Below are 24207 nucleotides of genomic sequence, written 5' to 3' on the forward strand. Positions count from 1 at the left end.
TGGGAGGATGGCGATGCTGAGATGGGGCCAAAAGCTGTTTGCGGCGCGGGATGCGGTTGGAAAATGACTTGAATCGGGTAGAGCCGCGTCTGCGGCCTTGACTACCGTCGCTCGCCGCCCTCTTGCAGGGCACGTCCTTTATGGAGCAACGGATGTCAGTCGATTCGGGTTTACAAGTGCGCGGCCTGCGCAAGCGCTACAACAACGGCGTCGAAGCCTTGCGTGGCGTGGACTTGAGCGTGGGGCCGGGCATGTATGGCTTGCTCGGCCCCAATGGCGCAGGCAAAAGCAGCCTGATGCGCACCCTGGCGACCTTGCAGCAACCGGATGCGGGCAGCATTACTTTGGATGGCGTGGATGTATTGGCCGATGGCGATCACCTGCGGCGCCGCCTGGGTTACCTGCCACAGCAACTGGGCGCGTATCCGGGGGTGAGCGCGCGGGATTTACTCGACCGTTTTGCCTGGCTCAAGGGCCGCACCGACACCCGCCAGCGCCGCGAGGAAATCGAAGCGTTGCTGCAAAAAGTCAACTTGCAGGAGGCGGCCCACCGCGCGCTGGCGACCTATTCGGGCGGCATGCTGCGCCGGTTCGGCATTGCCATGGCGCTGGTCGGCTCGCCACGCCTGTTGATTGTCGATGAACCCACGGCGGGCCTCGACCCGGCCGAACGCAACCGCTTTCATCGGGTGCTGGCCGATGTGGCCGCTGAGTCGATTGTGCTGCTCTCGACCCATATCGTCGAAGACGTCGAGAACCTGTGCAGCCGCCTGGCGGTGCTGGCCGGCGGGCAGATTCTGGTTGAAGGGCGCCCGGGCGATCTGCTCGGCGCCGAACAGGGCCGGTTATGGGAAGCCTCGTTCGGCCGCGGCGAGCCGTTGCCGGCCGCCTTGCATGTGGCGGCAAGCCCCGAGGGCAGCCGCGTGATCGTGCATGGCGAGCGCCCCGCAGACCCGCGCTTCACCGCTCATGCGCCGCGCCTGGAAGACATCTATTACCTGGCGCTGGCCCAGGCCGGTGAGGCCATCGCACCATGAATAGCCTTGCGGTAGTGATGCGTGAAGCCTGGGTAGAGGCACGCGCCGGGTTGCGCAGCGGCATTCCGGTGTTGGTGTTCCTGGGGCTTACCGGCTATTTGCTGATGTCCCTGACCAATGCCGATTACGTGCAGAAAATGGGCGCCAGCGATATCGCGCGCAATGCGCCGAGCCTGATTTACCTGATGTCGTGCGGCTGCATGTTTTTTCTGTTTTTTGCCTGGGCCTGGGTGTTCGCCCAGCCCGCGCTGAGGGATCGCAAGGCGCAGTTGGAAGAAGTCCTGCTGGCCTTGCCGGTGTCACTGCCGGCGCTGTTGTGGGGGCGTTTTATTGGCGCGGCGCTGGTGGGCGGTGTGCTCGCCAGTTCGTTGATCGTCGGGTTCCTGGTCAGCCCGGTGTTGGGCTGGCTCGGCTGGGTGCCGCCGGCCAGCATCGGTGCGCCGATGTGGTCGGCGCTGGGGTTTGCCTGGGTGGCCTTGTTGCTGCCGGTGAGTACCGGCATCGGCGCGCTGTATTACCTGCTGGCCTTGCGCAGCCGTGGCCTGGCCGCGCCGTTTGGCCTGGCCACGGTGTTGATGCTGCTGTGGATGTTCGCCGTGGTGGTGCTCAAGAGCGGGCACATCAACCCACTGCTGGCCGCCAGCCTGGACCCGTCGCTGTTTACCTTTGCCCAGGCCCAAGTGGAAACCTGGAGTGCGGCGCAAAAATCCCAAGCGCTGTTGGCGCTGACCCCGGGGTTCTGGTTGAACCGGGCGTTGTGGTGCGGGCTGCCTTTGCTGGTATTGGCGGTGGTCCTTGCACGCACGGATCGTCAAGGTTTAATGGGCCGGCGCAGCGGCGCAGTGCTGGCGGAGCCGCCGATGGCGCTGGCGAGCAACCTGCGCTTGCCTGGCCCGCTGACCGCCAGCCAGTGGCCGCTCGCGCTGTGGTGCGAGGCGCGCTGGCAGGTGCGGCAATTGTTTGCGCGGCGTATTTGCTGGGTGGCGTTGGGCTTGCTGCTGGCGATGGGCGTGCTCAGTGGTTTTGTGCATGGCGTGTGGCATGCGCGCGGGCCGATGGTGCCGCGTGCCGACCTGACGTTGCCGTTGCTCTCGAGCGCGTTGTTTCTGGTGATCGCGTTTATCGTCGCGGCCCTGGTGGGCTTGGTGTGTCGGCGCGATGACGTCGAAGGCTTGGGCGCGATGTTGCAGGCCACAGCGGCACCGGCGTGGTTGCGCTTGCTGGGGCGGGTCGCCTGTGTGCTGATGGCCACACTGGCGCTGGCGCTGGTGCCGGGTATCGCCAGCTTGCTGATCAGTGCGATGGCCGCACCTGACAGCCTGGCGCCGGGTTTTGTGTTGATCTACCAGGCGCTGGTGTTCGCACCGCCGCTGCTGGAACTGGCGATGCTGACGGTGCTGGTACACGCCTGCGTGCGGCGTTCGGGGCTGGCGTATGCAGCGTCGATGCTGCTGACGTTTTTTCTGGTGCTCAACCATGAGTTGGGGCTGGTCACCTATCCGCCGTACGCCATGGCGATTCCTGCGCACGTGGCGGCGTCACTGCTCACGGGCTGGGCGCCGTGGTTGCCGTATATCGGCACCTTGGCCCTGTGGAAACTGGCGGGCTGTGTGGTGATGGTCGGCCTGGCAGCGTTGGCGTTGCCGCGCGGCCCGCAGCGCCGGCGTCTGGTTGAGGCGCGTCAAGGCTTGTTCGGTTTGCCCGGTGCGCTGTTGGCTTTGGGCGGCGTCGGCTTGCTGGGCAGCGGCGTATTGCTGCATCGGCAGCTGGTGGAGCAGGGCGATTATCGCTCGGTGGCCCAGGAGCGTGCCGAGCGCGCTGACTGGGAGCGACGCTGGTTGCCTGGGGCCAGCGCCTGGCAGGTGGCGGGTGGACGCTTGCAGATTCATGTCGATTCAGCAGCACGGCAAGTGCAAGGCCAGTGGGCGCTGGAGGCAGTGGTCGCCAGCCATTTGGACGCTGAACTGCCGCCCGGCCTGCAAGTGACGGCGGTCAGCGTGATGGATCGCCCCGCAGCCTTCGAGCAGGCCGGAGAGCATCTGCGCGTGCCGCTGGGTGACTGCGCGGCGCGCGGTTGCAGTGTGCAATTGAACTGGCGTGTCAGCGCCAACGGCTGGCCGTCCGAAGGCGAAGCATTCTGGTTGGGCCCGCAGGGTGTGTGGCTGGAAGCGCGCCGCGTGGTGCCGCGCCTGGGGCTGGACAGTGAGCGCTTGCTGCGTGCGCCGGTGCAACGTGCCGAAGCGGGCCTGACGCCCGAGCCGCCGCAGTTGCCGGCAGGTTCGGCGGTGTCCTTAGAGGCCGTGGCACCGGCGGGAGATTGGCATTGGCAGGTCGAGATGGATGGCCAAGCCTTCACCGGCAGCAGCACCGGGCCGCTGGACTTTGCCTATGGCGGGCCGTTGGCTGCTGATGCCAGCCGCCAACAGACTGCCGCGCAGATACACCAAGACCTCGACCTGATGAGTGCCTGTGTGGCGCGGCGCCTGGGTAATCCCCCGAGCGCTGTGCAACTGCGCCAGTGGCCCACGGGTATGGGCGCGAGCCGTTTGAGCCACGGCCATTTATTGCTCAGCCAGTCGCCGAACTGGGATGTGGCGCCGGTGGGCGTTGGGCGCTGGACGCGGCGTGCGCATATCGCCGAACTGCTCGCACGCCGGCAGCTTATCGACGCCAGCAACCTGCGCCAAGCCCCCGGTTACCTGTGGTTGAGCGAGGGCGTGGCCACTGCGGTGGGGCTGTTGTGTGTGGGCGATACCGACGGCGCTGAAGCCCGCGCAACCCTGGTGAAACTGCTGGCCGAGGACCTGACCCGCGCCTTGGGTAACGACGGCGAACCCATCGCCACCCTGGCCGATGCCCGCGCAAACGGCTGGGCTGCGGCCTACGCACCGCTGGCCAGTCTGGATTGGGTGGCTGCGCAAACTCCTGCACAACTGACGGCGATGACCGCCGCTGTCCGCAACGGCCAGGGATGGCCCGCCGCAATCCAGCCATTGCTGGGCGAGCCCAGCGATCAGGTGATCGCCACCGCGCTCAAGCGCTGGGGGCCTGCGCCATGAATTTGAACCATCCCTGCCTTTTGGAGCTTTCCCATGTCACCTGAACTGTCTATCCAGCCGCTGCGCCGCCCGCTGGGCTGGCGCGCCAATGTGCTGACCCAAACCCTGGCGCTGACGTTATCGAGCCAGATGTGCACGGCCTACGCCGCCGACTATCAACCGCCTGCCAGTGCCAATGCCATCGAACTGGCACCGGTCACCGTGAGCGCACGGCTTAACCAGGAAAGCGCCAAGGACATTCCGTTTGGCCTGTCGGTGCTCGACGGGCAAACCCTGGAGACCCGGCGTTTGCGCACTCTGGAAGATGCGCTGCGCACCACGCCTGGGGTGGATGTGAACTCCTGGGGCGGTGCCAATGACGCCAACGTGCGTATCCGTGGCGTGGGCTCGCTGAACCAGATGAGCATGGACGACGGCTCGGTGGTGCTGAATGTGGACGGCGTGCCGATGTCGGTGCGCAACGCGGCGATGGCGACCCTCGACGTCCAGCAAGTGGAGGTGCTCAAAGGCCCGCAAGGCACGTTGTTCGGGCGCAACAGCGAAGCGGGGGCGATCAACGTGACCACGCGTAAACCCACCCGTGAGGTCGAAGGTTATGTGCGCGGTGAAGTCGGCCAGCAAGGCCAGTTCATGACCGAAGGCGCAGTGGGCGGGCCGTTAACCGACACCCTGGCGGGGCGCATCGCGGTGCGTCGCAGTGGGTTTGATAACTGGGTAGACGACCAACAGGACGGCGACCCCCTGACCAAACCCCGCGACCTGGCCCTGCGTGGCAGCCTGCTGTGGGACAACGACCAGGGCACCACCGGCCTGCTGACCGCCGAGCGCCAGCGCGCCGACCACTATGCCGGGCTGGAGATGTTGCGCCCCTTCGGCAACCGCCCGAGCCTGGATTACACACCGGGCACGTTCAATGGCAACCAGAAGACCAACGAGCGTTACTCCTTCGAGCTCAACCATGACCTGGCGCAGGCGCGGATTACCTCGATCAGCGCCTATACCAGCACCGACTTTAACGCGGTCAAGGGCTACGATCGCAACATCACCCAAGCGCTGTATGGCTCACCGTTTGAGTACCTGATCGAGGACTCGGCCCATGAGCGGGTTTGGAGCCAGGACCTGCGCCTGGGCTCGTTGGCGGATGCCGAGGTGTTCTGGGTCACGGGGCTGAACTTGTCGCGTTCCGAGCGCAGCTTCGATTCCGCCAACTTCACCAACGGCGCCCAGCAGTTGCGTGACTTCAGCACCAACAGTTATGCCGCCTATGGCGAGGTGACATTTCCGATTGCCGAGGACTGGAAACTCACCACCGGCTTGCGCCATACCTGGGACCGCAAGACCTACGGCGCCGATTATTCCAGCGCCGGCAACCTGGTCAGTGACCACCGGCGTTTGCAGGACAACTACAGCACCGGGCGCGTGGCCCTGAGTTACGCCTGGACACCGCAGACCAACCTGTACGCGGTGCTGTCGCGGGGCTACAAATCCGCAGGGTTTAACGATTACGCCACGTCGATCAAAGACAGTGAGCCCTACAAGGCGGCCAAGGTGAATTCCGCCGAAGTCGGCTTCAAGCATGAGAGTGCAGGCGGCGAGCTGAGTCTGGAAGGCGCGCTGTTTATCACCCGGGTGCAGGATGACCACTTGCTCGGTTACGACTTCAAAAGCCTGGCCGTCAGTGCGGTGAACGCCGACACGCGCAGCAAGGGCGCCGAGTTGTCGAGCAGCTGGCACGTCACCGATGAGCTGACATTGGGCAGTGCCGTGACCTACACGAATGCGGTCGTCACCTCGAATGCGCCGGGCGTTTCCGGCGGTGATGTGGCCGCGGGCAGCCGGGTGCCGGATGTGCCGTTGTGGAGTGGTAATTTCAGCGTCGCCTGGAACAAGCCCCTGGGCGCGCTGCTGGGGTTGCCCGCACCGCGGCTCAATACCTTGCTCAATTATCGCGTGCAGAAAAACCGCCCGGCCGACCCGCAGAATCACTATGACCTCAAGGGTTACGCCAAGCTCGACTTGCATGTGGGGGTTGAGAGCGGCGGTTCTGAGGTTTACCTGTGGGGAGATAACCTGCTGGATGCGCGGTATGACCTGTATGGCGCCTATTCCACCGACCAGGTGTTGACCGGCATGCCAGGGCGCGGGCGCTCGGCGGGTGTGGGGTATAGCTACACCTTCTAAAAGCCGCTCAAAGCTGGTGAACAGAAACACGCTCACTGTGGCGAGCAGGCTTGCCCTGCGTTGGGCTGCAACGCAGCCCCAGTCCTATTAAGCGGCTATCGAGTCGCCTGGATTGGGGTCGCTGCGCAACCCAGCGCAGGGCAAGCCTGCTCGCCACAGGGGTATTTTGCTCCAGTGGGTCAAAACGAGTAGGTGTAACCAACACCCAACGTGCGCCGCCGTGCCGGGGCACCGTAGGCCACCGGGTCACTGTAGAAACCGTAGGTGTCGTAGGTCTGGTTCAGCAGGTTGTCAGCGAAGGCATAGACTTCGCCAAACTGGCTTTCCAGGCCTGCGCGCAGGTCGAGTTTCTCGTAGCTGTCCAGGTTGAAGTGGTTTTGCGGGTCCGCCGCGCGTTCGCCCACCAGGTGGTAATTGAGGCTGGTATTGAGTGTGGTTTCGCCCAGGCTGGCGAAGCTGCCCAGCGGGTGTTTCCAACTGGCGTTGAAGTTACCGCTCCAGCGCGGCACATCCGGCGTGCGGTTGCCTGCGGCGACGTCACCGGCCTGGATGCCTTGCACGCCGCTGGTGATCCTGGCGTCGAGGTAGGTGGCGCTGGCGGCCAGTGTCAGGCCGTAGTCGAAACGCCAGCTGCCTTCCAGTTCGGCGCCACGGGTGCGGGTGTCGGCGTTGAAGGCGTTGGTGGCGAAGGTGGCAGCGTCGTAGCCGAGCAGGTGATCGTCGTGTACGCGGGTGTAGAACAGTGCGCCATTGAGGCTGCCGCGACGGTCCTCAGTCTCGCTTTTGAAGCCCAGTTCGGCGGCCTTGCTGACGGCAGCTTTATAGGGCTGGCTGTCGCTGACCTGCGATGCATAGTCATTGAACCCACCGGATTTATAACCCCTGGCCAGTTGCACGTAGACGTTGGTCTGCGCGGTGAGGGCGTAGCTCAGCGCGGCGCGGCCGGTGCCATAGTGATCGGTCAACTTGCGTGAATCATCCACGGCACTGGAGCCGGAAAAGTACTCACCGTTGTAGGTCTTGCGATCCCACGAATGGCGGTAGCCGGTGGTGAGTTTCAGGCGCTCGCTGAGCGGGAAGGTGACTTCGCCGTAACCCGCATAGGTGGTGGTAGTGAAGTCGCGAAACTTGGCACTGGCGGTGCCGTAGGTATTGCGCGGGGTGTCGTAGCTGCGGTTGTTGCGGCTGGCGGCAACGCCCGCGACCCAGAACACCTCGGAGTCGGGCAGGGAACTCAGGTGCAGGTCCTGGCTCCAGTTGCGCTCAAAGGATTTGTCCACCACCCAGAACTCGCTGGGCGTGCCGTACAGGGCGCCCATCAGTTTGCTGTCGTAGGCAATCAAGCCTTCGAAGTCGGCGGTGGAGGTGGCAGTTGTGGACGTCAGGCGGCTGTTGGCGAAGTCGTGATCGACCTTGATGGTGTAGCGCTCGGTGGTTTTGTCGTTGTCATCGAACAAACCACGCGTCAGGTCCAGGCTGGGGTGGCTGCCATAGGGGCGCAGTACCAGTGAGTTGGTGGCGCGTTCGGTCTGCTGGCGTTCGGCGCTGAACAACACGTGGGTGTCGTCGTTAAGGTCCCACAGCAGGCTGCCGCGATAGGCTTCGTTGCGTGGTTTGGTGATGGGATGGTGAGTCTGGTCGTTGTCGATCCAGCTGTCGTAGCCGGCACGCCGCACTGCCAGGCGGCCACTGAAGCTGTCGCTGAGCGGCCCGCCGATTGCGCCTTCGGTGAGGAACTGGCCTTTTCCACCGACTTCACCGCGCACATAGCCTTCCAGTTTGCGGGTGGGTTGGCGGGTGGTGATGTTCACCGCGCCAGCCTGGCCAATCGCACCGGACAGCGTGCCCTGTGGCCCTTTGAGCACCTCGATGCGGTCGAGGTCGAGGGTGCCGAAACCCAGGCTGCGCGATGACACCGGCACGCCGTCGATATTGAAGGCCACCGAGCTGTCATCCATCGACATCTGGTACAGCGAGCCGACGCCACGGATCAATACGTTGAAGTCATTCGGCCCACCGGAAGAGTTGACGCTGACCCCGGAGGTGCTGCGCAGGGCGCTTTCCAAGGTGTCCAGGCGCTGAGTGCGCAATTGCTCGCCGTTGATAACACTGAGGCTGATCGGCACTTCCTTGGGATCTTCCTGCTCCATGCGCGCCGTCACCGTTGAGGCCGGCAGTTGCAAGGGTTCAGTGGTGCTGGCGGCGAAGACCGTATTGGCCAGTGTCAAGCTCATGGCTATTGTTATAGTATTACGTTTGTAGCAAGATTGGCGGGTAGCCGTCGTGTTGCATCGTGCAGACATGATGGGACCTTGAGTGAGGATTCTGATCGGCGCGCGTTGCGCTGGAGCAGCGGCGAATGGGCGAAGCCTGTGTGGCGCGCCAAATGCTAATAATTATCAATTGCGCAGATCTACCCCGATGTGATCTGATTCGAGCCGTATCCGGTCAACCAGGAGATTTACGATGTCAGCCGTTCAAGGAGGCGCAGGGGAGCCGATGCCGGTCTCGCGAATCATTACGGGAGGCTATGGGGGCGACCTCGGCCCAGGAGCGCAATGCCGAGTTACCCGCGTCACATTGCAGGACGGCTTGGACATCGTGCGCTGGCAAAGCACGTTCGAGCAGCCGGTCGAGTTGCCTTTGCAGGACGACAGCGAGTGCATCCATTTCAGCTTTACCAATGTGCTCAAAGGCAAGGCCGCGTGCAGCTTTCGCGATGGTCGCCGGCAACGTCGCTACGCGATTGACGAAGGCGCTGGCAACATCAGCTTTGGGCGTTGCCGCCATGGCCTTTATCACCAGCACGGCGAAATCGACAACATCACGGTGATGATCCGCCCCGAATTGCTTGCACAGTGGGAGTTGACGCTGGACCCGCTGCTGCACAAAGCCCTGGCGTGTGAGCACTGCTTCCTCGACGGCCACCGCAGCGGTGAAATGAGCGCGACCGCGCACATGCTGGGCATGGCGATGGGGCAGGGCAGCGAACTGCCGCCGACCCCGCCGCGCAGCAGCCTGTGGCTGTATGGGCAAAGTGTCACGCTGGTAAGTTTATTCCTGGAGGCGCGTCAGGACGCCACCTGCACCTGCCGGGTCAGCCACACCGACCGACAGCGCCTGGTGCGTGCCCGCGACCGCTTGCTCGAAGACCTGGGCAAGGCGCCGAGCTTGTCCGAGCTGGCGCGCGAATCCGGGCTGAGCCAGCCCAAGCTGACCCGTGGCTTTCGGCAATTGTTTGCCAATAGCGTCTACGGCATGTTCCAACAGACCCGCATGATCCAGGCGCGCAGCCGCTTGATGAGTGGCAATGAATCAGTGATGCGCATCGCCTCGGACCTGGGATACGCCAACGCCAGCCATTTCGCCACCGCGTTTCGCAAGCAATTCGGGATCAACCCGTCGATGCTCAAAAATGGCGGCAGAGGCAAAGCGCTTTCAACGCTATGATCGGATGCCCTTTGGATAAGTGATGAGTTAGATGCGTACACCTTTTTTTGTTTTTGTGTTGATTTCGATGGGGTTGGCGGGGTGCGGTACGTCGGGGGCAACCACCGGTAATCACGCGGTTGAACGTCAGCAGGATGCATCGCTGGCACCCGCTGCACGCCTGGACCCTTACACTGCCGGGAAGCTGAATGCGATCCTGCAAGAGCGCCCAAACTACCGGCTACTTGGCACCGGCCAACAGATCGGTCTCATCTCGGAGGCCTTTTTAGGCACGCCCTATGTTGCCAATAAATTGCAGGGTTCACTGAACACGCCCGAACAGCTGGTGGTCGATTTCCGCGGCCTGGATTGCTTTACCTACCTGGATTACGTTCAGGCCTTGCGGCAATCGACCGCCCAATCGGACTTTCTGAAAAATCTGCTGCGCACGCGTTATGTTGACGGCGACATCGGCTTCTTCAACCGTAAGCACTTCTATACCGATTGGGCCTACAGCGGCAGGTACACGCCGGCTGAAGACATCACCGCGCAGATAAGCGCCCACGCGGTACGCAGTCAAAAATTACTCAACCAAAAAGCCGACGGCAGTGCCTACCTGCCTGGCCTGCCCGTAGTCCTGCGCACGGTGACCTACATTCCCGCTGGCTTTATCGACAAGACGGTCATCAATCGCCTGCACGAGGGCGATTTTATTGGCATCTATACGCCCTTGGCCGGGCTGGATGTGACCCATGTCGGCTTCTTTATCAAGACAGATAAAGGCCCCGTACTGCGCAATGCGTCCTCGCATTCAGGCAGTCAGAAGGTGGTGGATTCGCCGTTTCTGGCGTATGTGGCTAATACACCGGGGATTGTTGTGCTGAGGGCGAAGGAGTAGATGTTGGCGGCTGCTTGAGCTAACGTTCATGCCAGCGCTTTTCCGATAACTCGCTGGATACCGCCCCCATGAGAGATCTGCCGCCCACTGCGACCTTGCGTGCTTTTGAAGTTGCGACCCGCCACCCGACGTTTACGGCCGCCGCCCAGGAGCTACATGTTACGCAAAGCGCGGTCAGTCACCAGCTCAAGCATCTGGAGGCGCTTTGGGGCGTGCAGTTGTTTGAGCGAGGCAAGGCGTTACGCCTCACGGCAGCGGGGGCTACGCTGGCGCCCATCGTGCGCGAGTTTTTCATCAGCCTTGAGGCGACGTTGGGTGACTTGCGCGAGCAAAAGGGCAGGGTTCGACTCAGCGTCAGCACCACCTATTCCTTCGCGCTCAAATGGTTGCTGCCACGCTTGCCACGTCTGGCCCGTCAGCACCCCGAGCTGTTGGTCTCGCTGGACACCACGGATAAAGTCATCCATTTCTCTCGTGGCCAGGCAGATGTTGCGATCAGGCTCGGCAAGGGAAATTACCCGGGTTTACATTCGGAATTCCTGTTTGGGGAGCAGGTGTTTCCTGTGGCCAGTCCCGATCTGCTGCGACGCGTGGGGATGCCGCAGAGCCCCGCAGACTTGCTGCACTTGCCGCTGCTGACGCGCGATGGCGCCGAGTTGGTGCCGAAGTGGGAGGCGTGGTTTGAAACCGTCGGCTTGGCCTATTTGCCGCTCAAGGAGAGCGTCAGGTTTGGGGATACCAACATGACGCTCGAGGCGGCCTTGCTCGGCCAGGGCGTGGCATTGGTGCGCAGCGGGCATGTCGAGAATGAAATCAGCGATGGCCGTTTGGTGCGGCTGTTCGATATACCGCTGCCATCGCCGCTGGCTTACTACTTCGTCTGCCCCAAGGGTATTGAAGCGCAACCGCACATCGCCAGCTTTCGCCAATGGCTGGTCGGCGAGGCGCTGAAAGTACAGGCGTAGATCAGTGGATTATGAGTATTTGCTCATGCTGCAATGAGGAGACTTCGCTTTAGCCCAGGCTTAGGATTGCCTACAGTGGCGCATGCCTATTCATCTCGTGTTCCTCGTGTTGTTCGCCGCGCTCCTGCATGCCAGTTGGAACGCGCTGCTGCGTAGCGGCGCCGATCGGCTGTGGTCCATGACGGTGATGTGCATTGCCATCGCCATCGCCAGTGTCGTTGCTGCACCCTTCATGGCGCCTCCCGCGATTGAAAGCTGGGGCTATGCGCTGTTGTCGGCGTTGCTGCATGTGGGCTACAACTTGTTTCTGGTGCGCAGTTACCGGGTCGGCGACCTGGGGCAGGTCTATCCGATTTCACGTGGTTCGTCGCCGGTGCTGATCACCTTCGGTGCCGCCGTGTTTGCCGGAGAAAGCATCACGCCTGGCCAGTTACTGGGTATTGTGCTGGTGTCCGGTGGGATTATTTCGCTGGCCTTCAAAGGGCGCAGCCTGTCGGTTCCCAGCCTTCCCTATGCGCTGGGAACGGGCGGCTTTATCGCCGCCTACAGCGTGGTCGACGGCATCGGCGCGAGGCTCTCCGGTGCGCCGCTTGCCTACACGGTGTGGATGTGCGCACTGTGGGGCGTGCTGATGCCGCTGGTCTACATCGGCCTGCGCGACAGCCGCAGCTTGTTCTGCGTGCGGCCTGGAACAGTGACTGCGGTGGTCGGCGGGCTGGTGTCTTTGCTTGCGTATGGAATGGTCATCTACGCCATGAACGAAGCGCCCCTGGGCGCGGTATCGGCACTGCGCGAAACCAGCGTGCTGTTTGCGGCGTTGATCGGCTATGTGTTTCTCGGAGAGACCCTCACCGCACGCCGCATACTGGCGTGCATGGTAATCGCCAGCGGCACTCTCATCATCGGCTGAAACAGCCAACGGCTCAGGAGCTAGGTTTAATGAACAACGTCTCGCAGGCACCGCTGATTCTCATCACGGGTGGCAGTCGTGGAGTGGGGGCAGCCACCGCCCGGCTGGCCGCCGAAAGAGGGTATGACGTGGCTATCAGCTACGTTGCCAACGAGTCCGCAGCGCTGGCCGTGGCTGCGGATGTAGAAGCATTGGGACGCAGGGCGTTGGCGGTGCGGGCCGACAGTGCGGAGCCTCAACAGGTGGCCGATTTGTTCGCCGCCATCGACCGCACGTTCGGACGCATCGACGTACTGGTCAATAACGCCGGGACGCTGGCGCCTCAGTCTCGCCTGGAAGACCTCGGCTTTGAGCGGATGCAGCGCATCTTTGCGGTCAATGCCATCGGGCCAATACTCTGTGCCCAACAGGCGGTGAAGCGCATGGCTTACCGCCACAACGGCCCGGGCGGCGTGGTGATCAATGTCTCTTCGGCCTCGGCGCGCCTCGGCAGCCCCAACGAGTACGTCGACTATGCGGCGTCAAAAGGTGCGTTGGAGACGTTCACCATCGGCTTTGCCAAGGAGGTGGCGCGCGAAGGCATACGCGTCAACTGTATTCGCCCCGGGCATATCTATACCGACATGCATGCCAGTGGCGGTGAGCCGGGGCGGGTCGATCGGGTCAAGGACTCGATCCCAATGGGGCGTGGAGGTCAGCCCGAGGAGGTGGCACGTGCGATTCTATGGCTGGCGAGCGCGGAGGCATCCTTCGTTACCGGTACATTCCTCGACGTGACGGGTGGTAAATGAGCCAGAGGCACGGATCAACGGCTACTGCGCTCGGGTTCAACTCACAGCGGCCTGCCTCACCTTGCGACTCAAGCCCGGTGTCTGGCCGGTAATGCGCTTGAATGCACGACTGAAGGCAGCCTGGGAGGTGTAGCCCAGGCGCTGCGCAACCTCTTCAATCGGCAGCCTTTCGAGGGTCAGCCACTGGCTTGCAAGGCGCATTCGCAGTTCGGTGACATAGCGCAGCGGGGCCATGCCGATAGTCACTTGAAAGCGCTCCGCGAACACCGAGCGCGAGGTATTGCAGTGCTCGGCCAACTGCGCAACGGTCCACTCGCGACCCGGTTGTTGGTGGAGTGCAAGCAGCGCACCGGCCAGGCGTGGATCGCGCAAGGCGGCGACCAGGCCAGAGGCATTGCCGCAGGCGCACTCCACCCAGCCGCGAACGACCATGGCCGCCACCACGTCGGCCAGCCGCGCGAGGATACCGGCGAAGCCGACACGGGCGGCGCTGACCTCGCGTTCCATGGTGGTGAGGATCGGCACCAGCCCGGGGTAACGCTGGCCACCGGCATCAATCAGCATCAGGCCCGGCATCAGCCGACCGAGACCATGAATGCTGCCCAGTTCAAACTCCATGCAGCCACTGAACACAATAGTGCTCGGCGTGGGGTTGCCGTCGGTTCCGGTATCCACCGCGCTGACGGTGTCACCGAGGTGCGCGCCGTCTAAACGGTCGATCTCTTGAACAGGCACGTCCGTATGGGAAAGCAGTTGATGGGCCGCGCCATGGGAAATAAACACGGCGTTGCCGGCAGACAGCGCGTAGGTGGTTCCGTCCTCCATCTTCAACACCGCAGTGCCGACGGCCATGAAGTGGAACCACGCGTGCCCAGGTTTTTCCGCGAAGCCCAAACCGAAGGTCGGGCCCGTTTGGATACGCCGGTATTCGACCCCGCGCAAGCGCATGCCGCGTAGCAGTTCGTTGATGAGATCCGAGGAGAGCGCAAACTGATCTGTAGGCATCGTTCAGGTGTTTCAGTCAAAAACTAGAGACTTTAGATCATAGATCATCCGGATTCCCGCGCCTAGACTGCGGCTCGCCATGAAGATTGGGAGATCCGTGCAATGACTGACTATGTGTGTAATACCGTTTCCGACTGCCATACCAGCGTCGACTCGGACCTGGAACCTGCAACCCCCGCGTGGTTGGCAGTATTTTCGCTGGCTATGGGGGTGTTCGGCTTACTGACCGCTGAGTACCTTCCGGCCAGTTTGTTGACGCTGATGGCGACTGACCTGGGCGTGTCCGAAGCGCTGGCTGGCCAGGCAGTGACCGTGACGGCCGTGGTGGCGCTATTCGCCGGCTTGTTAGTGCCAGGCCTGACCCGCAGCATCGACCGCCGTTGGGTGTTGCTGGGTTTTTCGACGTTGATGGTCGCCTCCAATCTGTTGGTCGCCGTTTCCTCCAGCTTCGCGGTGCTGTTGTTGATGCGCATCTTGCTGGGCGTAGCCCTTGGCGGCTTCTGGAGCATGGCGGCGGCGGTAGCGATGCGCCTGGTGCCGAGTGCCTTGTTGCCCCGGGCGTTGTCGATCATTTTCAGCGGCATTGCCATCGGTACGGTCGTGGCAGTACCGCTGGGCAGCTATTTGGGTGGGCTGTATGGCTGGCGCAGCGCGTTCTTTGCCGCGGCGGCGGTCGGCATGGTAACCCTGGGTTTCCAGGCGTTCACTCTGCCGCGCCTTGCGCCGCGCCGGCCGGCACGCCTGCGCACGGTGCTCGAGGTGTTGCTGCGCCCAGGCATCGCCATGGGGATGTTCGGTTGTGTGCTGGTGCACAGCGGGCACTTCGCGATGTTCACCTATGTTCGGCCATTCCTCGAGGGGACTACGGGTATCGGCGCCCAGGGGCTGTCACTGATGCTGCTGGGGTTTGGTGTCGCAAACTTCGTCGGCACGCTGTTGGCCGGCAGGCTGCTGGAGCGCTACCCGCTGGCCACGCTGGTGTTGATGCCCGCACTGGTCGGTGTCGCCGCACTGGCGTTGGTGCTGTTGCCGGCCTCGGTGCCGGGGCAGGCGGTCCTGCTGGCGATCTGGGGCCTGGCCTTTGGTGGCGTGCCGGTGGCGTGGTCGAACTGGGTCGCCAGCGCGGTGCCTGACCAGGCAGAAAGCGCCGGGGGCATGGTGGTGGCCTCGGTACAGTCCGCCATCGCAACGGGCGCCGCCGCTGGTGGTGCGGTGTTCAGCCTCGGTGGCAGCGCGGGTGTATTCGTCGCCGCGGCCGTGCTGATGCTACTGGCCGCGTTGCTGATTGCGCTGCGTGTCCGCGTGCCTTCTACACATGTCATTCGCCAGTCCAAACCTGCGTTGCACCTTTGATCCAGTTTGCCAAACCCCCGTTGATTAACCAGCCGTGCTCCAGGTCTGAATGGCTCTAAAACGTAAATGGCGTTAGCATCCCCATCACTCGGCTTAAACAGCCTGTTTTTCAGATCAGGGTCGCATTGTGGAAAAGCTAAAACGCCTCCAAAGTGGAATCGAAGGGCTCGACGCTCTGCTCAAGGGAGGGCTGGTCGCGGGCGCCTCCTACATAATCCAGGGGCGACCGGGATCTGGCAAAACGATCCTGGCCAACCAGCTTGGGTTCCATCATGCGAACAATGGAGGCCGGGTTCTGGTCGCCACACTGCTGGCCGAGTCACACGACCGTCTGTTTCAGTTTCTTTCTACTCTGAGCTTTTTCGACGCTTCCAAAGTGGGCGCCGACATTCAGTTTGTCAGCGCGTTTGACACGTTGGAAAACGAAGGGCTGGACGAGGTGGTGAAACTGCTTCGGCGCGAGATAAGTCGCCAAAAAGCTACAGTGATGGTGGTGGATGGCTTGCTCAATGCTCGCTCAAAAGCCGACTCGCACATCGACACCAAGAAATTCATTTCCGAGTTGCAAGGGCACGCAGCTTTCGCGGGTTGCACGGTGCTGTTTCTGACCAGTTCCCGTCTTGACGACGGCAGCCCTGAGCACACCATGGTTGATGGCGTCATTGAAATGGGCGAAGAGCTATTTGGCACTCGCTCGGTACGTCGTATTCAACTGCGTAAAACTCGCGGCAGTGGAGCCATGACAGGCCTTCATGAGTGTGAGATTAACGACAATGGATTGGTGGTTTACCCTCGTCTCGAAAGCCTTTATAGCCACCCGTCCGCCCCCGACAGCGCCGACATGACGCGTATTCCCAGTGGCATTGGTTCGCTGGACGGCATACTGGGTGGAGGCCTTTACAGTTCCAGCGTGTCTCTGGTCATGGGCCCCTCCGGCATTGGTAAAACGACGCTGGGCCTGAAGTTTCTGGCCGAGTCGACGGTGGATGCTCCGGGACTGCATTTTGGCTTTTATGAAAGCCCACAACGGTTGCGACTCAAAGGCCAATCATTGGGTATCGATATCAAAGGCATGGAGGACAGCGGCGCCCTGAGCATTGCCTGGCAGCCTACTACCGAGGGGTTGCTGGATGGGTTGGGCGCACGCCTGTTGAGTCTTGTAGAAGAAAAGGGCATCAAGCGCCTGTTCATCGATAGCCTCAGCGGTATGACCCGAGTCTCTACAAACCCGGCGCGAATTACTGACTTCTTAAGTGCGCTGATGAATGAGCTGCGATGCCGGGGCGTAACCGTATTCGCATCCTGGGAAATGCGTGATCTATTTGGCTCCGCGGTCAGCGCGCCAAACTCTGACCTGTCCAGTATCGTCGATAACTTGATGCTGATGCGGTTCTCTGAGAATTCCTCTGAACTAAGCAGGACGCTTTCCATTCTTAAGGTACGAGATAGCTCTTATGACCCCTCCAGATTTGAGGTTGTCATCCAAGATCGAGATGTTTTCCTGAAAAAGGCTTCGAGACATGAACCTTCAGTCCCCACTGAGACATCGCCTGGTTCAATTTCTTAAGCTTTTGAATGGGTTGAATTAACATGACCACCATCCTGGTCGTCGACGACGAGTATTTGATCGCTGACATTCTCAGCTTCGCACTGGAGGATGAGGGGTTCATGGTGGTGACTGCCAGCAATGGTCGAAAAGGATTGGAAGTGCTGGACAGAGAAAGGCCAGCCTTGATCATCACCGATTTTATGATGCCCGTTATGGACGGTCTGGAATTCGCCACAGCCGTTCGAGCCCTCCCTAATCAATTGCCGATCATCTTGATGAGCGGTGCTCAGGCACATATCGGCATGCAGAGATCGGATCTGTTTGATGCGGTAGTGGCGAAGCCATTCAACATCGACTTGATCATTGCCGAAGTCAAAAAGCTGCTCGCCTATGGTCAGTGAGTACTGCATCTACCTACCCGGAGCCACGGGGGATCGGGCTCCACCTGCCCAAACAATCGAGTTGAAAAATTTTTTCGAGAGGCTCTTGTACACGTTTTGGTAGTACCTGTTTTCGGTTCTACGCGATAGCGCCTTTTTTCTTCTCTTTCAATCGGCCTCTGAGGCGAGCAAGTCTGGGGTTCTCTGCCGTGATCGTTGCCGGTTGCAATACGCCTTTTGACTCAACCGAATTGGCCTGCCGATTCAACGGTGGTTTTTGGTTTCCAGCTACGTGTCAGCTGATAGGCAATTGCCAGCCATATGAACCACCCCGGCATGACCATCAACGCAACGCGTGTGTCGGGTCTCAATGCCAGCAGGCAGAGCACGAAGCCCATAAAAGCCAGTGATAACCAGGCCATTGGCACGCCGCCTGGCATCTTGTAAGCAGATTTGGCGTGAAGCTCAGGGCGTTTTTTGCGATAGGCAATGTAAGACGCGAGGATGGTCGACCACGTGAAGATCACCAGAATCGCTGACACGGTGGAAACGATGGTGAATGCTGTCATGACTTGCGGAACGATGAACAGCACGAGCACACCTGAGAGAATCAACAGTGTCGTGAAGGCCAGGCTCAACAGCGGCACGCTGTTGCCCGATAGACGCCGAAAGATACCCGGAGCGTTGTCTTGATTGGCCAGCCCGAACAGCATACGGCTGGAGGAGAATACGCCACTGTTGGCCGATGATGCGGCGGATGTGAGGACCACGAAGTTAACGATGCCGGCTGCTGCGGGAAAGCCTGCGACGAGGAACAGTTCGACAAAAGGACTTTTTACCGGTGACACCTGTTGCCAGGACGTCACGGCAATAATGCAGCCCAATGCCAACACGTAGAACAGGATGATGCGCAGCGGAATCGAGTTGATTGCCTTGGGTAACGTCTTCTCCGGAGCACGGGTTTCTGCCGCAGCGGTGCCGATCAACTCGGTGCCGGCAAATGAGAATATCGCCATCTGAAAACCGGCAAAAAACCCAAGCAAGCCATTAGGGAATGTAGCCTGCTTATCCACCAGATGGCTCAGGGACGCGGTAACGCCACTGGGGGATACGAACGAGCTGGCAATCAGCGCAATGCTCACGCCAATAAGCGTCACGACGGCGATGATCTTGATGATCGCGAACCAGAATTCGACTTCACCGAAAAGCCTGACCGTCAGCACGTTCAAGGCAAACAGTGTCGCCAGCATCCCGATCGCCGGTATCCAGGCAGGCAGATGGGGGAACCAGTACTGGAAAAAGCCTCCGACGACGACGGCATCGCCGATCACTGCAACGCTCCAGCTAAGCCAATATGACCAGCCGAGAAAAAAGGCAGCGCGAGGCCCCAGGTAGGCGCCGGCAAAATCCGCAAAGGTCTTGAAATTCAAATTGGAAAGCAGCATTTCGCCCATGGCACGCATGACGAAGTAAACGAACAGGCCAATGATCATGTAGATGAGGATGATCGAGGTGCCGGAGAGGGCGATGATTTTTCCGGAGCCCATGAACAACCCTGTACCAATGGCTCCGCCCATTGCCATTAACTGTATGTGACGATTGCTGAGCGTGCGCTGCAGCGCAGGCTGCTCAACCCGCTCTGATGAATTCGATTTCATTTCAAAACCTCTTGGTCTTATGTTTTTGAGTTTTGGCAGAAAAGTAGGTATCCAGCGCCATTGTCAGGAGGCAATGGCGGGTGACGGCGTTGGTTTATCGGAACAGTGACGGCCCGCTCTCAAAGGCCGGGGACGTCACTTGCAGGTCAACTGGCCGTGCGCAGATGGGCGGCTTTGGTCGGTTGCCGATCAAGCATCTGGAACAGGTTTTTTATATTTTCAGGCGTTGGTACCAGATGGATGTGTCGGCCGACTTGGTGTTCTTGCGCCATCGCATGCAGGTAGCGAAGCGACGAGAAATCCTCGAGGGCAAAGCCCACGGAATCGAATACCGTCACCTGTGCATCGCTCTCGCGTCCCTGGACGTCGCCTTGCGCAATCCGGAAAAATTCGATGACGGGAGAGTCAGCCTCTAGTTGCTGAATATCACCTTCAATCCGCGTTTGAGGTTCAAACTCCACGATGACCCGGGCGTTGCGCAGGATGTCGGCGTGTAGTTCGGTTTTACCCGGGCAGTCGCCGCCGACGGCATTGATATGCATACCGGGTTCAATCATCTCGGGCGTCAGAATTGTTGCGTAGGCCTTGTCGGCGGTAACGGTGGTGACAATGTGCGCGCCCTTGACCGCTTCCTTTACGGAGTTGGCGTGAATCACTTTTATGCTCGGGAAAGCCGCCAGGTTGTGCAGCAACTTGAGTGAGGCGTCGCGATCAATATCGAAGATGCGAATTTCGTTGATGCCCAGCATTTCATGGAAGGCAAGCGCCTGAAACTCACTCTGAGCGCCATTGCCAATGACAGCCATCGAGGTTGCCCCTGGACGGGCAAGGGTACGCGCGACCAGTGCTGAGGTTGCAGCAGTGCGAACTGCGGTTGTCAGTGTCAGCTCGCTGAGCAGGGTTGGATAGCCACTGTGAACATCGGCCAGCAGACCGAATGCCATCACCGTCAGCAGGTTCTGCTGACCATTGTCCGGATGGCCGTTCACGTACTTGAAAGAGTACTGCTTGCCGTCATCGGTAGGCATCAACTCGATCACACCGTCTGTGGAGTGATTGGCCGTGCGCGGCGACTTGTCAAACTGCGCCCAGCGTAAATAGTCTGCTTCGATGTAGGTGGCCATCTCGCGAATTGCGCGGCGGATGCCAACCTTGGCGAACAGGCGTGCGGCATCATCGACATCTAGGAAGAGCGTCATTTTTTATTCTCCAATACATCCAGTTAAACGTTGTAGAGCAAGGGGGTCAGGCGCGTTTGCTCTCGAAGCCATGCAGTACGTTCACGGCATTGATGCCGATTTCATCGACCATATAGCCGCCTTCCATCACAAACAGGGTGGGGCAACCCACACTCGCTATCAGCTCGCCGATCCCGATGAAATCCTCGCTTTCCAACAGGAAGTGACTGATCGGGTCGTCCTTGAAGGTGTCGACGCCCAGTGAGATCACCAGTACCTGCGGCGAGAATTGCTGAAGTTTCTTGCAGGCATGCAGCAGGGCGTCGCGGTAGGCATCCCAGGCGGTGTTCTTTGGCAGCGGGTAGTTGAGGTTGAACCCTTCGCCAACACCTGCGCCGACTTCATCGCTGAACCCCGAGTAGTAGGGATAGGACACGGCCGGCTCGCCGTGCAGCGATACGAACATCACGTCATTGCGCGGGTAAAAAATGTTCTGGGTGCCGTTGCCGTGATGAAAGTCGACGTCGAGTACTGCGACGCGTTTGGCGCCCTGGGTGATTGCCTGCTGTGCAGCAATGGCGGCATTGTTGAGATAGCAGTAACCCCCCATGTATTCACGCGCCGCGTGATGGCCTGGCGGACGACACAGGGCAAAGGCACTGTCATGGCCTTCATCGATAAGTGCCAGGCCCGTCAGGGCGATATCGGCGCTGGTCCTGACTGCCTGCCAGGTAGTGGCAGTGATCGGCGAGCCGGCATCCATCGCATAGAAGCCGAGTTTGCCGTCAATGAACGTTGGCACCTGATCATTGGCCAGGTCACGTACAGGCCATACCAGCGGCAGGGCATCATGGGTGCGCCCTGTGGCGGACCATTGCGACCAGGCGCTTTCCAGGAAGCTCACGTAGCGCTCGCTGTGCGCGTTGACGTAACACGAGCGGTCAAACACGCGCGGTTCGACTATCTGGCCGAGGCCTACTTGCTTGACGCGGTTGTGAACGGTGTCGGCCCGGCTGGGCTGCTCGAACGACGGTTTGAGCACGCCATCCTTCAACTCGGTGCCATGGTGCAGACGGTGGGAATCACTGAAAACTGTAAACATTCTGCGCATCCGTTAATGTGAGCCAGTGCAAATATTCTGTTCTGGTCAGGATGCTATTTCTTTGCTTTGTTTTTGTATTTATGGATATTTATCGGGCGATTTAACTCAGGAATAGCGTAATGAAGAAAAATATATCCAGACGCATCAGCCTCGATGAGACCGATCTGGCCATTCTTGAGTTATTGCAGGAGGACGCGAGCATTTCCAACGCCGAACTCAGTGAGCGGCTTTCATTGAGCCTCACGCCTTGCTGGCGACGTCGCAAGAGAATGGAGGAGGCAGGCGTGATAAAGGGTTATCAGGCAACCCTTGATCGAAGAATGCTGGGGCTGGATATCATGGCATTCGTGCACATTCGCTTTTCCACCCATGCCGATCATGCTCCGGACGCTTTCGAGGCAGTCATTGCGCAGTTGCCTGAGGTATTGGCCTGCCACAAGATCACCGGAGATGCCGACTACGTGCTTCAAGTGTTGGCAGAGGATCTTGATAGCTACAGCGACTTTATCGAGCAAGTGCTGAGGCGCCAGGTTGGAATCGCGTCTATTCAGTCGAGTCTGGCGTTGCGTGAAATCAAAGCGGGTAGCCGTATGGCCATACCCAAGTTGAGCAAGGATTGAATGTCGGACCTTCTGGGCTGCGCCCCTGTTGCCTCACCGTTGGATGTGCGCAACGCCATCGCCTGCCATAATCCACTCGTCTCACCCCAGCCCCCACACGGAGTCCATGCCATTCATGGTGCTGTTCAATCGATTGAGCGCGTTTTCCATCCAGGCGCGCAGGGCACTGAAGCTGGTGTGGGGGACGTCGCGTCCCTTATTCATAGGCCTGCTGCTGGCCACCATCGTTGCCGGTCTGTTGCCTGCGCTGGCTGCCTGGATCGGCCAGCGCATTGTCGATGGCGTGGTGCACGCGATGCAGATTCATGCAGCCGGCAGCCAGGCGCCCGTATGGCCAGTGATGCAGTACGTGCTGGCCGAGGCGGGGGTGTTGGCGCTGCTGGCCGCCGCCCAGCGCGCGTTGTCCATGCAGCAATCGTTGCTGCGGGTGCAGTTGGGAGTGAAGGTCAACCTGATGATTCTGGAAAAAGCCCAGACCCTCTCACTCCTGCAATTTGAAGACGCCGAGTTCCACGACAAGCTGGTGCGCGTGCGCCAGGGCGCGTCGACACGGCCGCTGAGCCTGGTCACCAAGGGCCTGGGACTGGTGCAGAATCTGATCTCGCTGATCAGCTTTGCCGTGCTGTTGGTGCACTTTTCGCCGTGGGCGCTGGTGATTCTGGTGGTCGGCGCCTTACCGGTGTTCTTCGCCGAGACGCATTTCTCGGGCAATGCGTTTCGCCTGTTCCACCGGCGCGCGCCCGAGACCCGTCAGCAGAATTACCTGGAATCGCTGCTGTCCCACGAGACCCACGCCAAAGAGGTCAAGCTGTTCGGCCTGGCGCCGCTGTTCCTCAAGCGCTACCGCGACAACGCCCGGCGCTTGTACACCGAAGACCGCCAGTTGACGGTGCGCCGGGATGCCTGGGGCTTTGCCCTGGGCCTGCTGGGCACTGCGGCGTTTTATGTGGCTTACGCCTGGGTGGTGCTGGACACCGTGCGCGGCCAGACCAGCCTGGGCCAGATGACCATGTACATCGTGCTGTTCAAGCAGGGGCAAAGCGCGATCACCGCCAGCCTCAGCGCGATTGCCGGCCTGTATGACGACAGTCTGTTTCTGTCGGACCTTTATGAGTACCTGCTGACCCCTGTAGTCGTGCCGCGTGGCCGGCTTACCCAGGGCGCGCGTCCCGGCGACGGTCTGCGCTGCGAGCACGTGGGGTTCAGTTACCCCGGCGCCGAGCGGCCGGCATTGACTGACATCAACCTGCACTTGGCGCCGGGGCAAAGCCTGGCGCTGGTGGGCGAGAATGGCTCGGGCAAAACCAGCCTGATCAAACTGCTCACGCGCCTGTATACCCCGCACGAGGGGCGCATTCTGCTGGATGGCAGCGACTTGCAAGACTGGGATGAACAGACATTGCGCCAGCGCATTGGGGTGATTTTCCAGGATTACATCCGCTACCAGATGACCGTCGGCGAGAACCTTGGCGTGGGTGACGTCGATGCGTTGAACGACGAGGCGCGCTGGCGCACTGCCGCAACCCAGGGGGTGGCCGCCGAATTCATCGAGCGCCTGAGCAAAGCCTACGGCACCCAGTTAGGGCGCTGGCTTGGCGGCCAGGAGTTGTCGGGTGGGCAATGGCAGAAAGTCGCCTTGTCACGCGCGTATATGCGCCAGGAGGCGGACCTGCTGATTCTTGACGAGCCGACGGCTGCGCTGGACGCCGGCGCCGAGGCGGCGGTGTTCGAGCACTTTCGCGAGCACGCCAAGGGCCGCATGACGTTGTTGATTTCCCATCGATTCTCCAGCGTGCGCAATGCTGACCACATCATCGTGCTGGACGGCGGGGGAATCCTGGAGGAGGGCAGCCATCACCAGTTGATGGCGGCGGGTGGGCGCTATGCCGAGTTGTTCGACGTTCAGGCGCGCGGGTATCGCTAGGTCACCGAGCGCCCGTCCAATCCGGCCAAGCGTATTGTTTCAAAGTTTTAGCACGACAGGCTCACCTAAAGCCCTGCGCGCCCCGGCGCACCGCTGAAACCCTGGCGCAGAACGCCCGACAATACCTCCAGGGTATCCCTTCAGACTTTTTCCATATTGGACGCCCCC

At 60.8% G+C, this 24207-nt stretch carries 18 protein-coding genes; 13 read left to right on the forward strand and 5 right to left on the reverse strand.

Going from position 1 to position 24207, the window contains the following annotated elements:
• The first annotated feature begins 152 nt into the window (after positions 1–152).
• From K0H48_RS00365 to K0H48_RS00375, 3 genes are read left to right on the forward strand one after another with little or no spacing between them, the layout of a single operon-like run.
• Positions 153–1037: an ABC transporter ATP-binding protein gene (locus K0H48_RS00365; protein ID WP_219265630.1), complete on the forward strand. Its 885-nt coding sequence runs from the start codon at positions 153–155 to the stop codon at positions 1035–1037.
• On the forward strand, positions 1034–4096 hold the full coding sequence (locus K0H48_RS00370) for an ABC transporter permease (protein WP_219265632.1): 3063 nt from the start codon (positions 1034–1036) through the stop codon (positions 4094–4096). Before K0H48_RS00365 ends, K0H48_RS00370 begins: the two co-directional genes overlap by 4 nt.
• A gap of 33 nt (positions 4097–4129) precedes the next feature.
• Positions 4130–6277: a TonB-dependent receptor gene (locus tag K0H48_RS00375; RefSeq protein ID WP_219265634.1), complete on the forward strand. Its 2148-nt coding sequence runs from the start codon at positions 4130–4132 to the stop codon at positions 6275–6277.
• A 179-nt stretch (positions 6278–6456) separates the two neighbouring features.
• Here K0H48_RS00375 and K0H48_RS00380 read toward each other — a convergent pair whose 3' ends face one another.
• Positions 6457–8511 carry a TonB-dependent receptor gene (locus tag K0H48_RS00380; RefSeq protein WP_219265636.1) on the reverse strand — a complete coding sequence of 685 codons (2055 nt, stop codon included), beginning with the start codon at positions 8509–8511 and terminating at the stop codon, positions 6457–6459.
• A 232-nt stretch (positions 8512–8743) separates the two neighbouring features.
• Between K0H48_RS00380 and K0H48_RS00385 the strand changes: the two genes are divergently transcribed.
• The 5 genes from K0H48_RS00385 to K0H48_RS00405 all read left to right on the forward strand — a co-directional run bounded on the left by K0H48_RS00385 (position 8744) and on the right by K0H48_RS00405 (position 13270).
• Positions 8744–9727 (forward strand): AraC family transcriptional regulator, encoded by a 984-nt coding sequence (locus tag K0H48_RS00385; protein WP_257626793.1) that lies wholly within the window; start codon positions 8744–8746, stop codon positions 9725–9727.
• Between the two features lie 31 nt (positions 9728–9758).
• Positions 9759–10604 (forward strand): DUF1460 domain-containing protein, encoded by an 846-nt coding sequence (locus tag K0H48_RS00390; protein WP_219265638.1) that lies wholly within the window; start codon positions 9759–9761, stop codon positions 10602–10604.
• 68 nt (positions 10605–10672) lie between these two features.
• The gene (gcvA, locus tag K0H48_RS00395; protein ID WP_219265639.1) at positions 10673–11569 is read left to right on the forward strand and encodes a transcriptional regulator GcvA; all 897 of its coding nucleotides are present in this window, start codon (positions 10673–10675) and stop codon (positions 11567–11569) included.
• A gap of 82 nt (positions 11570–11651) precedes the next feature.
• Entirely contained in the window at positions 11652–12479 is an 828-nt protein-coding gene (locus tag K0H48_RS00400; RefSeq protein WP_219265641.1) for a DMT family transporter, read from the forward strand.
• A gap of 29 nt (positions 12480–12508) precedes the next feature.
• Positions 12509–13270, forward strand: a complete 762-nt coding sequence (locus K0H48_RS00405) for an SDR family oxidoreductase (protein WP_219265643.1) — start codon at positions 12509–12511, stop codon at positions 13268–13270.
• 36 nt (positions 13271–13306) lie between these two features.
• Here the strand turns inward: K0H48_RS00405 and K0H48_RS00410 are convergent, their stop codons facing one another.
• Positions 13307–14275 (reverse strand): AraC family transcriptional regulator, encoded by a 969-nt coding sequence (locus K0H48_RS00410; RefSeq protein WP_219265645.1) that lies wholly within the window; start codon positions 14273–14275, stop codon positions 13307–13309.
• Positions 14276–14377: 102 nt separating this feature from the next.
• Here K0H48_RS00410 and K0H48_RS00415 point away from each other — a divergent pair, with 102 nt between their 5' ends.
• The 3 genes from K0H48_RS00415 to K0H48_RS00425 all read left to right on the forward strand — a co-directional run bounded on the left by K0H48_RS00415 (position 14378) and on the right by K0H48_RS00425 (position 17578).
• A complete protein-coding gene (locus tag K0H48_RS00415) occupies positions 14378–15628 on the forward strand; it encodes an MFS transporter (protein ID WP_219265647.1) in 1251 nt (416 codons plus the stop codon).
• Positions 15629–15755: 127 nt separating this feature from the next.
• A complete protein-coding gene (locus tag K0H48_RS00420) occupies positions 15756–17195 on the forward strand; it encodes an ATPase domain-containing protein (protein WP_219265649.1) in 1440 nt (479 codons plus the stop codon).
• A gap of 23 nt (positions 17196–17218) precedes the next feature.
• On the forward strand, positions 17219–17578 hold the full coding sequence (locus K0H48_RS00425) for a response regulator transcription factor (RefSeq protein ID WP_219265657.1): 360 nt from the start codon (positions 17219–17221) through the stop codon (positions 17576–17578).
• A 221-nt stretch (positions 17579–17799) separates the two neighbouring features.
• On the opposite strand, the gene K0H48_RS00430 is transcribed toward K0H48_RS00425, so the two are convergent.
• The 3 genes from K0H48_RS00430 to K0H48_RS00440 form a co-directional block, all read right to left on the reverse strand.
• The gene (locus tag K0H48_RS00430) at positions 17800–19215 is read right to left on the reverse strand and encodes an amino acid permease (protein WP_219265664.1); all 1416 of its coding nucleotides are present in this window, start codon (positions 19213–19215) and stop codon (positions 17800–17802) included.
• A gap of 146 nt (positions 19216–19361) precedes the next feature.
• Positions 19362–20414 carry an ornithine cyclodeaminase gene (locus K0H48_RS00435; protein ID WP_219265669.1) on the reverse strand — a complete coding sequence of 351 codons (1053 nt, stop codon included), beginning with the start codon at positions 20412–20414 and terminating at the stop codon, positions 19362–19364.
• 46 nt (positions 20415–20460) lie between these two features.
• On the reverse strand, positions 20461–21495 hold the full coding sequence (locus tag K0H48_RS00440; protein ID WP_219265671.1) for a histone deacetylase family protein: 1035 nt from the start codon (positions 21493–21495) through the stop codon (positions 20461–20463).
• Between the two features lie 119 nt (positions 21496–21614).
• Between K0H48_RS00440 and K0H48_RS00445 the strand changes: the two genes are divergently transcribed.
• Together K0H48_RS00445 and K0H48_RS00450 are read left to right on the forward strand one after the other, a co-directional pair.
• Entirely contained in the window at positions 21615–22115 is a 501-nt protein-coding gene (locus tag K0H48_RS00445; RefSeq protein ID WP_056859928.1) for an Lrp/AsnC family transcriptional regulator, read from the forward strand.
• A 115-nt stretch (positions 22116–22230) separates the two neighbouring features.
• Positions 22231–24039: an ABC transporter ATP-binding protein gene (locus K0H48_RS00450; RefSeq protein WP_219265765.1), complete on the forward strand. Its 1809-nt coding sequence runs from the start codon at positions 22231–22233 to the stop codon at positions 24037–24039.
• The last annotated feature ends 168 nt before the right edge of the window (positions 24040–24207 follow it).

It is taken from the genome of Pseudomonas sp. Xaverov 259 (genome assembly GCF_019352915.1).
Taxonomy (GTDB): Bacteria; Pseudomonadota; Gammaproteobacteria; order Pseudomonadales; family Pseudomonadaceae; genus Aquipseudomonas.

What these genes read in the sequence shown, in the direction of transcription:
- K0H48_RS00380 (WP_219265636.1), bottom strand. Translation starts at nt 8,511, where the DNA reads ATGAGCTTGACACTGGCCAATACGGTCTTCGCCGCCAGCACCACTGAA.
- K0H48_RS00370 (WP_219265632.1), top strand. Translation starts at nt 1,034, where the DNA reads ATGAATAGCCTTGCGGTAGTGATGCGTGAAGCCTGGGTAGAGGCACGC.
- K0H48_RS00450 (WP_219265765.1), top strand. Translation starts at nt 22,231, where the DNA reads ATGGTGCTGTTCAATCGATTGAGCGCGTTTTCCATCCAGGCGCGCAGG.
- K0H48_RS00365 (WP_219265630.1), top strand. Translation starts at nt 153, where the DNA reads ATGTCAGTCGATTCGGGTTTACAAGTGCGCGGCCTGCGCAAGCGCTAC.
- K0H48_RS00435 (WP_219265669.1), bottom strand. Translation starts at nt 20,414, where the DNA reads ATGACGCTCTTCCTAGATGTCGATGATGCCGCACGCCTGTTCGCCAAG.
- K0H48_RS00430 (WP_219265664.1), bottom strand. Translation starts at nt 19,215, where the DNA reads ATGAAATCGAATTCATCAGAGCGGGTTGAGCAGCCTGCGCTGCAGCGC.
- K0H48_RS00415 (WP_219265647.1), top strand. Translation starts at nt 14,378, where the DNA reads ATGACTGACTATGTGTGTAATACCGTTTCCGACTGCCATACCAGCGTC.
- K0H48_RS00405 (WP_219265643.1), top strand. Translation starts at nt 12,509, where the DNA reads ATGAACAACGTCTCGCAGGCACCGCTGATTCTCATCACGGGTGGCAGT.
- K0H48_RS00390 (WP_219265638.1), top strand. Translation starts at nt 9,759, where the DNA reads ATGCGTACACCTTTTTTTGTTTTTGTGTTGATTTCGATGGGGTTGGCG.
- K0H48_RS00375 (WP_219265634.1), top strand. Translation starts at nt 4,130, where the DNA reads ATGTCACCTGAACTGTCTATCCAGCCGCTGCGCCGCCCGCTGGGCTGG.
- gcvA (WP_219265639.1), top strand. Translation starts at nt 10,673, where the DNA reads ATGAGAGATCTGCCGCCCACTGCGACCTTGCGTGCTTTTGAAGTTGCG.
- K0H48_RS00410 (WP_219265645.1), bottom strand. Translation starts at nt 14,275, where the DNA reads ATGCCTACAGATCAGTTTGCGCTCTCCTCGGATCTCATCAACGAACTG.
- K0H48_RS00385 (WP_257626793.1), top strand. Translation starts at nt 8,744, where the DNA reads ATGTCAGCCGTTCAAGGAGGCGCAGGGGAGCCGATGCCGGTCTCGCGA.
- K0H48_RS00440 (WP_219265671.1), bottom strand. Translation starts at nt 21,495, where the DNA reads ATGTTTACAGTTTTCAGTGATTCCCACCGTCTGCACCATGGCACCGAG.
- K0H48_RS00445 (WP_056859928.1), top strand. Translation starts at nt 21,615, where the DNA reads ATGAAGAAAAATATATCCAGACGCATCAGCCTCGATGAGACCGATCTG.
- K0H48_RS00400 (WP_219265641.1), top strand. Translation starts at nt 11,652, where the DNA reads ATGCCTATTCATCTCGTGTTCCTCGTGTTGTTCGCCGCGCTCCTGCAT.
- K0H48_RS00425 (WP_219265657.1), top strand. Translation starts at nt 17,219, where the DNA reads ATGACCACCATCCTGGTCGTCGACGACGAGTATTTGATCGCTGACATT.